The organism is Pseudomonas sp. 18175 (assembly GCF_050432925.1).
In the GTDB taxonomy this organism is placed as follows: Bacteria; Pseudomonadota; Gammaproteobacteria; order Pseudomonadales; family Pseudomonadaceae; genus Aquipseudomonas.
In genome coordinates, this window is sequence record NZ_JBKFTO010000003.1 from 332,454 (window position 1) to 347,519 (window position 15,066).

12 protein-coding genes are annotated in these 15,066 nt (G+C 60.9%); 6 read left to right on the forward strand and 6 right to left on the reverse strand.

All coding sequences use genetic code 11. From position 1 onward, the window contains the following. Position 1: 1 nt before the first annotated feature. Positions 2 to 1,777 carry an ABC transporter transmembrane domain-containing protein gene (locus ACLD1Y_RS06510; protein WP_429476480.1) on the reverse strand — a complete coding sequence of 592 codons (1,776 nt, stop codon included), beginning with the start codon at positions 1,775 to 1,777 and terminating at the stop codon, positions 2 to 4. A 236-nt stretch (positions 1,778 to 2,013) separates the two neighbouring features. Between ACLD1Y_RS06510 and ACLD1Y_RS06515 the strand changes: the two genes are divergently transcribed. After that, complete coding sequence (locus tag ACLD1Y_RS06515) at positions 2,014 to 2,187, forward strand: PA1571 family protein (RefSeq protein ID WP_429476482.1); 174 nt, start codon at positions 2,014 to 2,016, stop codon at positions 2,185 to 2,187. 53 nt (positions 2,188 to 2,240) lie between these two features. On the opposite strand, the gene pdxB is transcribed toward ACLD1Y_RS06515, so the two are convergent. After that, on the reverse strand, positions 2,241 to 3,383 hold the full coding sequence (gene pdxB, locus ACLD1Y_RS06520) for a 4-phosphoerythronate dehydrogenase PdxB (RefSeq protein WP_429476484.1): 1,143 nt from the start codon (positions 3,381 to 3,383) through the stop codon (positions 2,241 to 2,243). A 161-nt stretch (positions 3,384 to 3,544) separates the two neighbouring features. Between pdxB and ACLD1Y_RS06525 the strand changes: the two genes are divergently transcribed. Beyond that, positions 3,545 to 4,939 (forward strand): MATE family efflux transporter, encoded by a 1,395-nt coding sequence (locus ACLD1Y_RS06525; RefSeq protein ID WP_429476486.1) that lies wholly within the window; start codon positions 3,545 to 3,547, stop codon positions 4,937 to 4,939. Here the strand turns inward: ACLD1Y_RS06525 and tusA are convergent. Further along, the gene (gene tusA / locus ACLD1Y_RS06530; RefSeq protein WP_429476488.1) at positions 4,936 to 5,187 is read right to left on the reverse strand and encodes a sulfurtransferase TusA; all 252 of its coding nucleotides are present in this window, start codon (positions 5,185 to 5,187) and stop codon (positions 4,936 to 4,938) included. The two genes, ACLD1Y_RS06525 and tusA, sit on opposite strands and share 4 nt — an antisense overlap. Positions 5,188 to 5,330: 143 nt before the next feature. After that, on the reverse strand, positions 5,331 to 6,407 hold the full coding sequence (rlmM, locus tag ACLD1Y_RS06535) for a 23S rRNA (cytidine(2498)-2'-O)-methyltransferase RlmM (protein ID WP_429476490.1): 1,077 nt from the start codon (positions 6,405 to 6,407) through the stop codon (positions 5,331 to 5,333). Positions 6,408 to 6,603: 196 nt separating this feature from the next. On the opposite strand from rlmM, the gene acnA reads away from it, so the two are divergent. Beyond that, positions 6,604 to 9,345: an aconitate hydratase AcnA gene (acnA, locus tag ACLD1Y_RS06540; protein ID WP_429476492.1), complete on the forward strand. Its 2,742-nt coding sequence runs from the start codon at positions 6,604 to 6,606 to the stop codon at positions 9,343 to 9,345. A 73-nt stretch (positions 9,346 to 9,418) separates the two neighbouring features. Here the strand turns inward: acnA and ACLD1Y_RS06545 are convergent, their stop codons facing one another. After that, positions 9,419 to 10,354 (reverse strand): aspartyl/asparaginyl beta-hydroxylase domain-containing protein, encoded by a 936-nt coding sequence (locus tag ACLD1Y_RS06545; RefSeq protein WP_429476494.1) that lies wholly within the window; start codon positions 10,352 to 10,354, stop codon positions 9,419 to 9,421. Positions 10,355 to 10,548: 194 nt separating this feature from the next. Then, positions 10,549 to 11,523 carry a cysteine synthase A gene (cysK, locus tag ACLD1Y_RS06550; protein ID WP_429476496.1) on the reverse strand — a complete coding sequence of 325 codons (975 nt, stop codon included), beginning with the start codon at positions 11,521 to 11,523 and terminating at the stop codon, positions 10,549 to 10,551. 125 nt (positions 11,524 to 11,648) lie between these two features. On the opposite strand from cysK, the gene ACLD1Y_RS06555 reads away from it, so the two are divergent. The 3 genes from ACLD1Y_RS06555 to ACLD1Y_RS06565 all read left to right on the forward strand — a co-directional run bounded on the left by ACLD1Y_RS06555 (position 11,649) and on the right by ACLD1Y_RS06565 (position 14,965). Continuing rightward, positions 11,649 to 12,725: a DUF748 domain-containing protein gene (locus tag ACLD1Y_RS06555; RefSeq protein ID WP_429476498.1), complete on the forward strand. Its 1,077-nt coding sequence runs from the start codon at positions 11,649 to 11,651 to the stop codon at positions 12,723 to 12,725. A 216-nt stretch (positions 12,726 to 12,941) separates the two neighbouring features. Next, complete coding sequence (locus ACLD1Y_RS06560) at positions 12,942 to 13,787, forward strand: AAA family ATPase (RefSeq protein WP_003210690.1); 846 nt, start codon at positions 12,942 to 12,944, stop codon at positions 13,785 to 13,787. Next, complete coding sequence (locus ACLD1Y_RS06565; RefSeq protein WP_017736274.1) at positions 13,787 to 14,965, forward strand: vWA domain-containing protein; 1,179 nt, start codon at positions 13,787 to 13,789, stop codon at positions 14,963 to 14,965. Before ACLD1Y_RS06560 ends, ACLD1Y_RS06565 begins: the two co-directional genes overlap by 1 nt. The last annotated feature ends 101 nt before the right edge of the window (positions 14,966 to 15,066 follow it).

Here is a 15,066-nt window from a genome sequence, read left to right on the forward strand (position 1 = left end):
TTCAATCAACCTCCACCCCATCACTGAACTGCAACGCCGCCAACCGCGCATACAACGGATTGCTCGCAATCAACTGCTGATGCGTGCCCACCGCCACCAGCTTGCCTTGGTCCATCACCGCAATACGGTCGGCATTCTTCACCGTCGCCAAACGATGGGCGATCACCAAGGTGGTGCGACCCTGCATCAGTTGCGGCAGGGCTTGCTGGATCAGGTGTTCACTCTGGGCATCCAGGGCGCTGGTGGCCTCGTCCAGCAGCAGGATCGGCGCGTCCACCAGCAAGGCGCGGGCAATGGCCAGGCGTTGCCGTTGGCCGCCGGACAGGCCCATGCCGCCGTCGCCCAAGTGGGTCTGGTAGCCATCGGGCATTTGCAGGATGAAGTCGTGGGCGTGGGCGATGCGAGCTGCAGCTTCGACTTGCTCGGTGGTGGCCGTCGGGTTGCCGTAGCGGAGGTTTTCTTCAACGCTGCCGTAGAACAGCGCCGGGCTCTGGGACACCAGGGCGAAGTGGCGGCGCAGGTCCATGGGGTCGAGCTCGGTCAGCGGGTGGCCTTCGAGCAGGATGCGGCCGTGTTGGGGGTCGTAGAAACGCAGCAGCAGGTCGAAGATCGTTGATTTGCCGGCGCCGGACGGCCCCACCAGCGCCAGGGTTTCACCGGGGTTGATTGTCAGGTTCAAGCCGTCGATGGCGTAGCTGTCCGGCCGCGACGGGTAGGAAAACCGCACGTCTTGCAGCTCCATGCGGCCGCTCACGCGCTCGGGCAGTTGCACACTGCCGGTAGCGGGCGCCTGGATTTCGTTGCTCGATTGCAATAACTCACCGATACGCTCGGCGGCACCGGCGGCGCGCTGCAACTCGCCAAGCACTTCGCTGAGGGTGCCGACCGCGCTGCCAACGATCAGGCTGTAGAACACAAACGCTGCCAATTCGCCGCCGGAAATGCGTCCGGCGATCACGTCCATGCCACCCACCCAAAGCATCACGCCCACGGCGCCCAGCACCAGCATGATCACCAGGGTAATCAGCCAAGCACGTTGGGCGATGCGTTTGCGTGCAGTGGTGAATGCGTCCTCCACGGTCACGGCAAAGCGCCGCTCATCCTGCACTTGGTGGTTATAGGCTTGTACGGTCTTGATCTGGCCGAGGGTCTCGGACACGTAGCTTCCCACATCGGCAATACGGTCCTGGCTTTGGCGCGACAAGCTGCGCACGCGGCGGCCAAAGATCAGGATCGGCGCCAGCACCAACGGCAGCGCCACCACCACAATGCTGGTGAGCTTGGGGTTGGTCACAAACAGCAGCACGATGCCGCCCAGTACCATCAAGGCATTGCGCAGAAACAGCGACAGCGAGGAGCCGATCACCGATTGCAGCAACGTGGTGTCGGTGGTCAACCGCGACTGGATCTCCGAGCTGCGGTTGTTCTCGTAGAAGCCGGGATGCAGGTAGATCAAGTGGTTGAACACCTGACGCCGGATGTCCGCCACCACCCGCTCACCGATCCATGACACCAGGTAGAACCGCGCAAACGTACCCACTGCCAGGCCCAGCACCAGAATCATGAACAAGCCGATGGACTGGTTGAGCAGGTGCGGCGACTGGGTCATGAAACCCTGGTCCACCAGCAGCCGAATGCCCTGCCCCATGGACAAGGTGATGCCTGCGGTGACGATAAGCGCCACCAGGGCGCCAAGCGCCTGCCAGCGGTAAGGCGCAATAAAACGGCTGGCCAAGCGAATGGCACGACGTTGACGGGCTGAGAACATGGAGGGCATCACCGATGAGGAACCTGTACCTCTACATGGGGGGAACTTGGGCCAATAGCAATGAGTCAGGTTAATTATGCCCGCCGATAAGGGCCCCTAGAGGCTATCGGTCTAATGCCTGGCTGGAAATCCGTAGTGGTTTCTGGTGGACTGGGTGTTCGAACCGCCGATTGTGTATGGAGTTGTAACGGCGCGGTCACGCGGGGGTATTAGAGTAGGAACACAACCTGATGAGGAGACAGGCCATGACCTTGCCAAACAGCAGCGATGCCAAGATTGAAGTGATCCGCCAGCCGCAGCAGTTGCCTTGCTCGTACATCGACGCCAAAGGCTTTGAGGTGCAGATCACCGAAGAGATGATCCAGCGAGCGTGCAGCGAGTTGGAACAGCGACTGGTCAAGCCTGCGAAGCAAGGCTGAAGCGCCCGAACTCTTTCAAACCCGGCCCTGGTGGCCGGGTTTTTTATGTCGGTTTAAATGGCCTGGGCACCCAGTGCCGCGACGATCTGCGATAGCGCTGGCGACTCGCCGTTGATGCGCACCTTCAAACCATCGATCTCCCGGCGTGCGGGGTAGTGTTTGCGCAGCAGGTCAAACGCCTTACGCTGCTCCTCCACCGTACCGACAAGGCTGCGACGGAAATCTGCATCATCACGGCGCGGGTCGTACACGCTGCGGCACAAGGTTGCCAGTGCCCATGCCGGATCTGTCTCAGCATTCAAGTGAACTTCGGCCAGCCACAGGGGCGGCAGCAAATCCCTCAATTGAATGCTCGGCTCCTGGCCCAGATGGGCACAGAACGCCTGATAAATCTGCGCTGTGCCGCGCTGGCGGCCTTCCAGGCTGTAGCCGGCGATATGCGGCGTGGCCAACACACACAGGTCGGCCAGGTCGACGTCCACCTGCGGCTCGCCTTCCCACACATCCAGCACCGCTTGCAGGTCCTCGCGTTCCAGTAGCACTTCGCGCAGGGCCGCGTTATCCACCACCGGGCCACGGCTGGCGTTGATCAGCCAGGTGCCGGGCTTGAGTTGATTGAGCCGCTGGCGGTCGAACAGGTGCCAGGTCGAGCCATTGCCAGATTTGGTCAACGGCGTGTGCAGGCTGATCACATCGCATTGCTCGATGATCTGCGCAAGGCTCACGTAGTCGCCGTCTTCGGCGATCTGCCGAGGTGGGTCGCACACCAGCACGTTCCAGCCCAGGCCCTTGAGCACCTTGACCAGCCGTCCGCCGACTTCACCCGCCCCTACCACGCCGTAAGTGCGCTGGTTGAGGTCGGCGCCTTCGATCTCGGCCAGGGTCTGCAGGCTGCCCAGCACGTAGTCCACCACGCCACGGGCGTTGCAGCCGGGGGCGCTGGACCACTGGATGCCGGCCTGCTTGAAGTAGTCGAGGTCCAGGTGATCGGTGCCGATGGTGCAAGTGCCGACAAAGCGCACATTAGAGCCTTCCAGCAACGCACGGTTGACGTTGGTCACCGAGCGCACCAACAGCACATCGGCCTGTTCGACGGTAGCGCGGTCGATGGCACGGCCGGGCACCCGGCGAATCTCGCCAAACCCTTCGAAGAAGGCATCGAGCAGCGGAATATTTTCGTCGGCAACAATCAGCATGGCAGGCTCCTTTGGCGGAGGGGCAGTGTACACATATCCCATGTGGGAGGGCTTGTGTGGGAGGTTGATTACAAATCCCCAACACAGGATTTTTCCTGACCATTGCGTCAAGGCGTAGAATCCGCCGTCCTTGCGTTTCCCTTATTCCTGGACACCCGTACGTGAACACTGCCGCCGCCCTCCTCACCCGCCCCGCCCGCATCAGCCGGGAAGTGCGCGACCTGCTCACCCTCGCCTTGCCGATCATGATCGGCCAACTGGCAACCACCGCCATGAGCTTTGTCGATGCGGTGATGGCCGGGCGCGTCAGCCCGCAGGACCTGGCGGCGGTGGGTCTGGGTAATTCGATCTGGATTCCGGTGTACCTGCTGATGAGCGGCACACTACTGGCCACCACGCCGAAAGTCGCCCAGCGCTACGGTGCCAAGCAGTTCAACGAGATCGGGCCGTTGGTGCGCCAGTCGTTGTGGTTGGCGATTGTGGTCGGGGCCATGGGCGGGCTGTTGCTGCTGTGCGCCGAACCGATCCTGCACGCGATGAAGGTCGAGGCCGACCTGATCAAACCGTCCATGGGCTACCTGCACGGCATTGCCGCCGGTATGCCAGCCATTGCGCTGTATTACGTGCTGCGCTGTTTCAGCGAGGGTCTGGGCCGTACCCGGCCGAGCATGGTCATGGGTCTGTTTGGCCTGGCGCTGAATATTCCGCTGAACTACATCTTTATCTACGGGCACCTGGGCGTGCCGGCCATGGGCGGCGTGGGCTGCGGCTGGGCCACGGCCATTTCAATGTGGGCGATGCTGCTCGGGCTGGCCGTGTGGACACGCTATGGGGCGGCCTACCAGAGCAGCGAACTGTTCAAGCGTTTCGACTGGCCGCAATGGGCGGTGATCAAGCGCGTGCTGGGCATTGGCTTGCCCATCGGCATCGCGATCTTTGCCGAGTCGAGCATTTTCGCCGTGATCGCCCTGCTGATCGGCAGCCTGGGCGCAACGGTGGTGTCCGGGCATCAGATCGCCCTGAACGTCAGCTCCCTGGTGTTCATGATCCCCTACTCCCTGAGCATGGCGATCACCGTGCGCGTCGGCCAGGCACTGGGCCGCGGCGAGCCGCGTGAGGCACGCTTCGCCGCCGGGGTCGGCATGGGCACCGCACTGGCCTACGCCTGCCTGTCGTGCAGCCTGATGCTGGTGTTCCGTGAACAGATTGCGGCGATCTACACCCCGGACCCGATCGTGATCCACCTGGCCTCGACCTTGATCGTGTTTTCCGCGCTGTTCCAGTTCTCCGACTCGATCCAGGTCACGGCGGCCGGCGCGCTGCGGGGCTATCAGGACACACGGGTGACCATGGTGCTGACGCTGTTTGCCTATTGGGGTGTGGGGCTGCCGGTGGGTTACGCCCTGGGGCTGACCGACTGGCTGGGCGAACCCAGCGGCCCAAGCGGCTTATGGCAAGGGCTGATCGTGGGCCTGAGCTGCGCGGCGGGGATGCTGCTGGTGCGCCTGGCGCGCAGTGCACGCCGGCGCATTCGCGCAGCCAAGGCGCAGGGTTAAGCGGACTTCTTGCGAATCCAGTACAGGTAAGTGCCGCCCTGTTCCTGCTGATCCACCAGTTCGTGGTCCAGGAACACGCAGAACTTGGGGATATCACGGCGCGTAGACGGGTCGGTGGCGATCACCTTGAGCAAGCCGCCCGGCGGCAGGTCGCGGATGTGCTGGTGCAGCATCATCACCGGCTCCGGGCAGTTGAGGCCGGTGGCGTCCAAGGTGCCGTCGACGGGTAGATCTTGGGTTTGGCTCATCTCTCACTCCTGAAACCGGCCCGCTCTTGTGTGGGAGCGGGCTTGCCCGCGATGACCGGGGCACATTCAACATAGGTATCGACAGTTATACCGCTATCGCAGGCAAGCCAGCTCCCACATTTTGAGCGGTGCTGGGCTTGCGATCAGCGGTTCTTGGGTTTCTTCGGGGTTTCCAGGCGGCGCAAGTGACACGTCACCTCTTCACGGTCGTGATACAGCTGCTTGCAGCCAATCTCCACCCGAATACCCCGCGCCTTGAAGCCGTCCTCGATACGCTCCAGCAAGCGCTTCACTTCGGCATAACGCTGCTTCATCGGCAGTTTCAAGTTCACTACCGCCTCACGGCAGTGGCCTTCGCCAATCCAGGTTTCCAAGAGGGCCGCGTTGCGCGCCGGTTTCTCGACGATATCGCAGACCATCCAGTCCACCGGCTGCTTGGGCACGAAGGTAAAACCGTCGGCCATCAGGTGCTGCACCAGGCCGGTGTCCATCAGGCTTTCGGCCATGGGGCCGTTGTCGATGGCGGTGACCAGCATGCCACGGTTGACCAGTTGCCAGGTCCAGCCGCCGGGGGCGGCGCCCAGGTCCACGCCGGTCATGTCGCCATGCAGGCGCTCGTCCCACTGGTCGCGAGGGATGAAGTGGTGCCAGGCCTCTTCCAGCTTGAGGGTTGAACGGCTCGGTGCTTCACGCGGGAATTTGAGGCGCGGAATACCCATCGGCCACATTGCCGAGTTGTTCGACTCCGCCAGGCCCATGAACACTTCGCGGCCGCTCTTGAACGTCAGCAAAAGGCGCGGCTTGCTCGGGTCGTCCACCAGCTTGCCGGCGTTGAGCAAGGCTTTGCGCAGGTGCACTTCGAATTTCTTGCAGAAGTTCGAGAGTTCCTTGCCGTCGTTGGTGTCGACCATCTCCAGCCACAGGCTGCCGCACACCGGGAATTCGCGCAGATGGGCGAGGATCACGCTGATGCGGTCGGTTTCCGGCAGGTCGATAAACACCCCGCGCGCCCACTGCCTTGGGAAGATCAGCTCGGCAAAACGCTGGCCGTGCATCAGGCGCTGGGCGCCGTCTTCTTCGGTGCAGACAAATTCGGCGCAGGCGCTGCCGGTCTTGGCCTTGGCGTAGCCGGAAACGTTCAGGCGCGCGGCGAGGTCCGCGATCTCGGAACAGACTTCGCCTTCAAAACCCGGGCGGCAGTGCATAAAAAGGGTGTTCATCAACTCTCCTGGTGACTCAACCGGCATTGCGCTATCGCAATGTCTGTCATGAAAACGCGCGCATGATAGCTGAGTTCGGAACCTTGGACTTAACCATAGAGTCCAGTTATTAGCCTGCTAATGAAAACAGCGCTAAGTTGATAGCTCTGTTCGTCCCGTCAGGTCCGTAGCCGTGCGGGCCAAAAGGAGTCGTGTCATGTCATCGCTTGATAGCCTGAGAACCCTTAAGACCCTTGAAATAGACAGCAAAACCTACCACTACTTTAGCCTGCCCGAAGCCGCCAAGCGCCTGGGTGACCTGGACAAACTGCCCATGTCCCTCAAGGTGCTGCTGGAAAACCTGCTGCGCTGGGAAGACAACAAGACCGTCACCGGCGCCGACCTCAAGGCCATTGCCGCCTGGCTCAAAGAGCGTCAGTCCGACCGCGAGATCCAATACCGCCCCGCCCGTGTATTGATGCAGGACTTCACCGGCGTACCCGCCGTGGTCGACCTGGCCGCCATGCGCGCCGCCGTGGCCAAGGCCGGGGGCGACCCGCAGCGCATCAACCCGCTGTCACCGGTGGACCTGGTGATCGACCACTCGGTGATGGTCGACAAGTTCGGCAACGCCGACGCCTTTGAGCAAAACGTCGATATCGAAATGCAGCGCAACGGCGAACGCTACGCCTTCCTGCGCTGGGGCCAGAGCGCCTTTGACAATTTCAGCGTGGTGCCACCGGGCACCGGCATCTGCCACCAGGTCAACCTTGAATACCTGGGCCGCACGGTGTGGACCAAGGACGAAGACGGCCGCACCTATGCTTTCCCGGACACGCTAGTGGGCACCGACTCCCACACCACCATGATCAACGGCCTCGGCGTCCTCGGCTGGGGCGTTGGCGGGATCGAAGCGGAAGCGGCGATGCTCGGCCAGCCGGTGTCGATGCTGATCCCGGAAGTGATCGGCTTCAAACTCACCGGCAAACTGAAAGAAGGCATCACCGCCACCGACCTGGTGCTGACCGTAACCCAGATGCTGCGCAAAAAAGGCGTGGTGGGTAAATTCGTCGAGTTCTATGGCGACGGCCTGGCCGACCTGCCGTTGGCCGACCGCGCCACCATCGCCAACATGGCCCCGGAATACGGCGCCACCTGCGGCTTTTTCCCGGTGGATGAGGTGACGCTGGACTACCTGCGCCTGTCGGGCCGTCCGTCAGAAACTGTCAAATTGGTCGAGGCTTACACCAAAGCCCAAGGCCTGTGGCGCAATGCTGGCCAGGAACCGGTGTTCACCGACAGCCTGGCCCTGGACATGGGCAGCGTCGAAGCCAGCCTTGCCGGGCCGAAACGCCCGCAAGACCGCGTATCGCTGCCGAATGTGGGCCAGGCGTTCAGTGATTTTCTCGACCTGCAATTCAAACCCACTAATAAAGAAGAAGGCCGCCTGGAAAGCGAAGGCGGTGGCGGTGTGGCCGTGGGCAATGCGGATTTGGTCGGCGAAGCCGACTATGAATACGACGGCCAGACCTATCGCCTGAAAAACGGCGCAGTGGTCATCGCCGCGATCACCTCGTGCACCAACACCTCCAACCCCAGCGTGATGATGGCCGCAGGCCTGGTGGCGAAAAAAGCCGTGGAAAAAGGCCTGATGCGCAAGCCCTGGGTCAAAACCTCCCTGGCCCCCGGCTCCAAGGTGGTCACCGACTACTACAAGGCGGCAGGCCTCACCCAATACCTCGACGCACTCGGCTTTGACCTGGTGGGTTATGGCTGCACCACCTGCATCGGCAACTCCGGCCCCTTGCCCGAGCCGATTGAAAAAGCCATCCAAAAGGCCGACCTTGCCGTCGCCTCGGTGCTCTCCGGCAACCGCAACTTCGAAGGCCGTGTTCACCCGCTGGTGAAAACCAACTGGCTGGCTTCGCCACCCTTGGTGGTGGCTTATGCGTTGGCGGGTACCGTGCGTATCGATATCAGCAGCGAGCCGCTGGGTAACGATCAGAACGGCAAGCCGGTGTACCTCAAGGACATCTGGCCCAGCAGCCAGGAAATCGCCGACGCAGTGGCCCAGGTAAGCACCGGCATGTTCCACAAGGAATACGCCGAGGTGTTTGCCGGTGATGCACAGTGGCAAGCCATTGAAGTGCCGCAAGCTGCGACCTACGTGTGGCAGGCGGATTCCACCTACATCCAGCATCCGCCATTCTTCGACGATATTGCCGGGCCGTTGCCGGTAATCAAGGACGTGCAAGGCGCCAGCGTCCTGGCCCTACTGGGGGATTCGGTGACCACCGACCACATCTCCCCCGCTGGCAACATCAAGGCCGACAGCCCCGCGGGCCGCTACCTGCGCGAGCAAGGCGTGGAACCGCGCGACTTCAACTCCTACGGCTCACGCCGGGGCAACCATGAAGTGATGATGCGCGGCACCTTTGCCAATATCCGTATCCGCAACGAAATGCTCGGCGGTGAAGAAGGCGGCAATACGCTGTACATCCCCACCGGCGAGAAGATGGCGATCTACGATGCTTCGATGAAATACCAGGCATCGGGTACGCCATTGGTGGTGATCGCAGGGCAGGAATATGGCACTGGCTCAAGTCGCGACTGGGCGGCCAAGGGTACGAATCTGCTGGGCGTAAAAGCGGTGATTGCCGAGAGTTTCGAGCGTATCCACCGTTCCAACCTGGTGGGCATGGGCGTGTTGCCGTTGCAGTTCAAGCTGGATCAGAACCGCAAGAGCCTCAACCTTACGGGCAAGGAGCAGATCGATATTCTGGGGCTGACGGGCGTGGAGATCGTGCCGCGCATGAACCTGACATTGGTGATCAAGCGGGAGGATGGGAGTACGGAGAAGGTCGAGGTGCTGTGTCGGATTGATACGCTCAATGAAGTGGAATACTTCAAGGCGGGGGGGATCTTGCACTACGTACTGCGCCAGCTGATTGCGTCCTAAGCAACACTGCAAAACCAAATGTGGGAGGGGGCTTGCTCCCTCCCACATTTTTGACCGTATTCACAGATTCAGGTCAGAACAACCACTTCCACAGCAGCACCAACACAACCACCGCCAACACCGGCCGCGCAACGCGGTAAGCCTTGGGATGCTTGCGCTTCCATTGCTTCACCACCCCACTGAACTTGTCGCTGAACGTCTTGCTCCAGGCGTACGCCTGGTTGATCCCGCCCACACGCTCGTCATCCAGGTTCTGCGGCGCGGTGGCGCGGCCCAGTTGCTTGCTGACCCAACGGTTGACGCGGGTCATGAAGCCATTGCTCAGCGGTCGTTCGATGTCGCAGAACAGGATCACACGGGTGGTTTCGGTCTCGTTCTTCACCCAGTGCACATAGGTTTCGTCGAACATTACGTCGTCACCGTCGCGCCAGGCGTATTCCTGGCCGTCGACGAAGATACGGCAGGCGTCGGAATTCGGCGTGGACAGCCCCAGGTGATAACGCAGGGAACCGGCAAACGGGTCGCGGTGCGGGTTGAGGTGGCTGCCGCCCGGCAACAGCGCAAACATCGCGCCTTTGACATTGGGAATGCTGCTCACCAACGCTACGGTCTTGGGGCACAGCGCCTCGGCCGACGGCAGGGGTTTGTCGTACCACTTGAGGTAGAACCGCTTCCAGCCCTTCTTGAAGAACGAACCGAAACCGGCGTCGTTGTTCTTTTCGGCCGCGCGGATGTAACCCTCGTCAAACAGGTGCATGGCCTCTTCGCGGATCACTTCCCAGTTGTCCTTGAGCACGTCCAGTTCCGGGAACTTGCTGCGGTCCAGGTAGGGCTTGGACGGCACCGCCGAAAACAGGTACATCAAGGCGTTATAGGGAGCGAACAGCGCCGAATGGTTGACGAACTGGCGCAACACCGGCAAGCGGGCCTTGCCACGCAGGTGCACGTACAGCGTGCTGCCGATAAACACCAGCAGCACCGACAGCTTGGCGGCCAAAGAAAAGGTCATGGAGCAACTCCTGAAAAAATGCGCCGGGCATCATAAACACTTGGGACAGTATGCAGAAGGCTTTGGCTGACCGGCTGATACCTATCAAACCTTGTGGCGAGGGAGCTTGCTCCCGCTGGGCTGCGTAGCGGCCCCACGATTTTGAGAGCGCTTCGCACTCCAGCGGGAGCAAGCTCCCTCGCCACAGACACACATCAAGCCTGGTTTTCCTGATCGGTAAACAGATCGCTGAACAACATGCTCGACAAGTAGCGCTCACCGGAGTCCGGCAAAATCACCACGATGGTCTTGCCTTGCATCTCCGGCTTCTGCGCCAGGCGCACCGCCACGGCCATCGCGGCGCCGCAGGAGATCCCGCACAAAATCCCCTCTTCCTGCATCAGGCGCAGGGCCATGGCCTTGGACTCTTCATCGCTGGCCAATTCCACCCGGTCAACCATCGACAGGTCGAGGTTCTTCGGCACGAAACCGGCGCCAATGCCCTGGATTTTGTGAGGGCTGGGCTTGATCTCTTCACCGGCCAGGGCCTGGGTGATCACCGGCGACACGATGGGCTCCACGGCCACCGACAGGATCGGTTTGCCCGCAATATTCTTGATGTAACGCGAGACGCCTGTGATGGTGCCGCCGGTGCCCACGCCCGCTACCAGCACGTCCACGGCGCCATCGGTGTCGTTCCAGATCTCGGGGCCGGTGGTTTTTTCGTGGATCGCCGGGTTGGCCGGGTTTTCGAATTGGCCCGGCATGAAGTATTGGGCCGGGTCGCTTTCAACGATTTCAGTCGCTTTCTCGATTGCGCCCTTCATGCCCTTGGCCGGTTCGGTCAGCACCAGCTCGGCGCCCAAGGCCTTAAGCACCTTGCGCCGCTCGATGCTCATGGATGCCGGCATGGTCAGCAGCAATTTATAGCCACGGGCGGCGGCGACAAACGCCAGGCCAATCCCGGTGTTGCCGGAAGTCGGTTCGACAATGGTCATGCCCGGTTTGAGTTTGCCGGTGCTTTCCGCGTCCCAGATCATGTTGGCGCCAATGCGGCACTTCACCGAGTACCCAGGGTTGCGCCCTTCGATCTTGGCCAGGATGGTCACGCCACGTGGTGCGATACGGTTGATCTGCACCAGGGGCGTGTTACCGATGGAGTGCGCGTTGTCTGCAAAGATGCGGCTCATGACGGGTCCTATTTGGCGGTTTCAGGAAGGCCACAAGGGTAAGCCTCGGGGTGCAAAGCGTCCAGTCAGAGGAACGTTGCGCGCTCCCCGGCGGTCAATCGCCTACCTGTATGGAGAACGCCCCCATGAAACGTCGCTACAGCTGGCCGCTATGGACAGTCGCCGCTCTGGTGGTGGTGCTGGTCGCCATCGACCTTGCCCTGCCCTATCTGGTGCGTAACTACTTGAATGACAAGCTCGCCGACATGGGCGACTACCGTGGCCAGGTCAGCGACGTGGACTTGGCCCTGTGGCGCGGTGCGTACAAGATCAATGGCCTGGAGATCGTCAAGGTCGATGGCAAGGTGCCAGTGCCCTTGCTCAAGGCGCCGTTGATTGACCTGTCAGTGAGCTGGCAATCGCTGATCAACGACCATGCGGTGGTAGCCAAGGTGCGCTTTATCAACCCCGAGGTGAACTTCGTCGACGGCGGTGCCAACAAGCAAGCGTCCCAGACCGGTAAGGGCACCGACTGGCGCGAGCAGTTAAGCAAATTGGCGCCCATCACCCTCGACGAAGTACGAATCGAAGACGGCAAGATCGCCTTCCATAACTTCAATTCCAAGCCGCCGGTGAACATCAACGCCACCCAGGTCAACGCCAGCTTCTACAACCTGACCAACATCGTCGACGTCAAAGGCAAGCGCGACGCCCGCTTCGACGGCAAAGCCCTGCTGCAAGGCCAGGCCCCGCTGGAAGCCACCGCTACCTTTGACCCTTTGAGCAACTTCGAAAACTTCGAGTTCCGCTTTCGCGCCAAAGACCTGCAACTCAAGCGCATGAACGACTTCGCCTCGGCCTACGGCAAGTTCGACTTCAAGGCCGGCACCGGCGATGTGGTGATCGAAGCCCAAGCGGAAAAAGGCCAGCTCACTGGCTATATCAAGCCGCTACTGCGGGATGTGGAAGTGTTCGACTGGAAGCAGGACGTGGAAAACAAAGACAAGAACATCTTCCGTTCGATCTGGGAGGCGGTGGTCGGCGCCAGCGAGACCGTGCTGAAAAACCAGCAAAAGAACCAATTCGCCACCCGCGTGGAATTGAGTGGCAGCGTGCATCAGCAGGATGTCAGCGCGTTCTCGGCGTTTTTGGCGATTTTGCGCAATGGTTTTATCCAGGCGTTCAATGCCCGCTACGAACAACCCAAGCCCAGCACTGACTAAACCCGCCACCTGTAGGAGCGAGCTTGCTCGCGAAAAGTGTCAACGATAACGCGGGCTGCTTGGATAAACGCGGTGTCGTTGCGTTTTTCGCGAGCAAGCTCGCTCCTACAGGGGTTCGGGTGACCGCCCATTCAGAGACTGAATAACCCGTCTGCGTTCACAGTCGCCGGGGCTGCGCGGTATAGTCCGGGCATTGATGAATGCGAGGAAACACCGATGAAGTTCGAAGGCACCCAGGCCTACGTTGCCACCGACGACCTGAAACTGGCCGTCAACGCCGCCATCACCCTGGAGCGGCCATTGCTGGTCAAGGGCGAGCCCGGCACCGGCAAGACCATGCTCGCCGAGCAATTGGCCGAGTCCTTCGGCGCCAAGCTGATTACCTGGCACATCAAGTCCACCACCAAGGCCCACCAGGGCCTGTACGAGTACGATGCGGTAAGCCGCCTGCGCGATTCGCAACTGGGCGTGGACAAGGTCCACGACGTACGCAACTACCTGAAAAAGGGCAAGCTGTGGGAGGCGTTCGAGTCCGAGGAGCGGGTGATCCTGCTGATCGATGAAATCGACAAGGCCGACATCGAGTTCCCCAACGACCTGCTGCAAGAACTCGACAAGATGGAGTTCTACGTCTACGAAATCGACGAGACCATCAAGGCCAAGAAGCGCCCGATCATCATCATTACCTCCAACAACGAAAAAGAGCTGCCGGACGCGTTCCTGCGCCGCTGCTTCTTCCACTACATCGCCTTCCCCGACCGCACCACCCTGCAAAAAATCGTCGACGTGCACTACCCCGACATCAAGAAAGACCTGGTCAGCGAAGCGCTGGACGTGTTCTTCGACGTGCGCAAAGTGCCGGGTCTGAAGAAAAAACCCTCCACTTCCGAGCTGGTGGACTGGCTCAAGCTGCTGATGGCCGACAACATCGGCGAAGCCGTGCTGCGCGAGCGCGACCCCACCAAGGCCATCCCTCCGCTGGCCGGCGCCCTGGTGAAGAACGAGCAAGACGTGCAGTTGCTGGAGCGTCTGGCGTTCATGAGCCGTCGCGGTAACCGCTGATGCTGCTCAACCTGTTCAATGAGATGCGCGCCGCCAAGGTGCCGGTGTCGGTGCGCGAGCTGCTGGACCTGATCAACGCGCTGAAAATGCGCGTGACCTTCGCCGACATGGATGAGTTCTACTATTTGGCCCGGGCGATTCTGGTCAAGGACGAGCGGCATTTTGACAAGTTCGACCGGGCCTTCGGCGCCTACTTCAACGGCCTGGAAAAACTCGACGACCACTTGCAGGCGCTGATCCCCGAAGACTGGTTGCGCAAGGAATTCGAACGCTCCCTGAGCGATGAAGAGCGCGCACAGATCCAATCCCTCGGCGGCCTCGACAAGTTGATCGAGGAATTCAAGAAGCGCCTGGAAGAACAAAAGGAACGCCACGCTGGCGGCAACAAATGGATCGGCACCGGCGGCACCAGCCCGTTTGGCTCCGGTGGCTACAACCCCGAAGGCATTCGCGTGGGCGATGCCGGCAAGCGCCAGGGCAAGGCGGTCAAAGTCTGGGACCAGCGCGAGTACAAGAACCTCGACGACCAAGTGGAACTGGGCACGCGCAATATCAAGATCGCCCTGCGCCGCCTGCGCAAGTTCGCTCGCCAGGGTGCAGCCGAAGAGCTGGACATCGACGGCACTATCGACCACACCGCCCGCGATGCCGGCTTGCTGAACATCCAGATGCGCCCGGAGCGGCGTAACACCATCAAGTTGCTGCTGCTGTTCGATATCGGTGGCTCGATGGATGCCCACGTCAAAATCTGCGAAGAGTTGTTCTCGGCGTGCAAGACCGAGTTCAAGCATTTGGAGTACTTCTACTTCCATAACTTCGTGTACGAGTCGGTGTGGAAGAACAACCAGCGCCGCACCTCGGAACGCACCTCTACACAAGACCTGCTGCACAAGTACGGCGCGGACTACAAAGTGATTTTTATCGGCGATGCGTCGATGGCGCCGTATGAGATCACCCAGGCTGGCGGCAGCGTCGAGCATTGGAACGAAGAGCCGGGCTATGTGTGGATGCAGCGCTTCATGGCCAAGTACAAGAAGTTGATCTGGATTAACCCGTACCCGAAGGACACTTGGGGGTATACAGCGTCGACGGGGATTGTGCGGGAATTGGTGGAGGATCAGATGTATCCGCTGACCTTACGCGGGTTGGAAGAAGGGATGCGCTTTCTCTCCAAATAGGCGGTGTATTTACCGCAGCTATCGCAGGCAAGCCAGCTCCCACAGGGAATGCATTCCAACTTTGAAATGCAGTCAAATGTGGGAGCTGGCTTGCCTGCGAT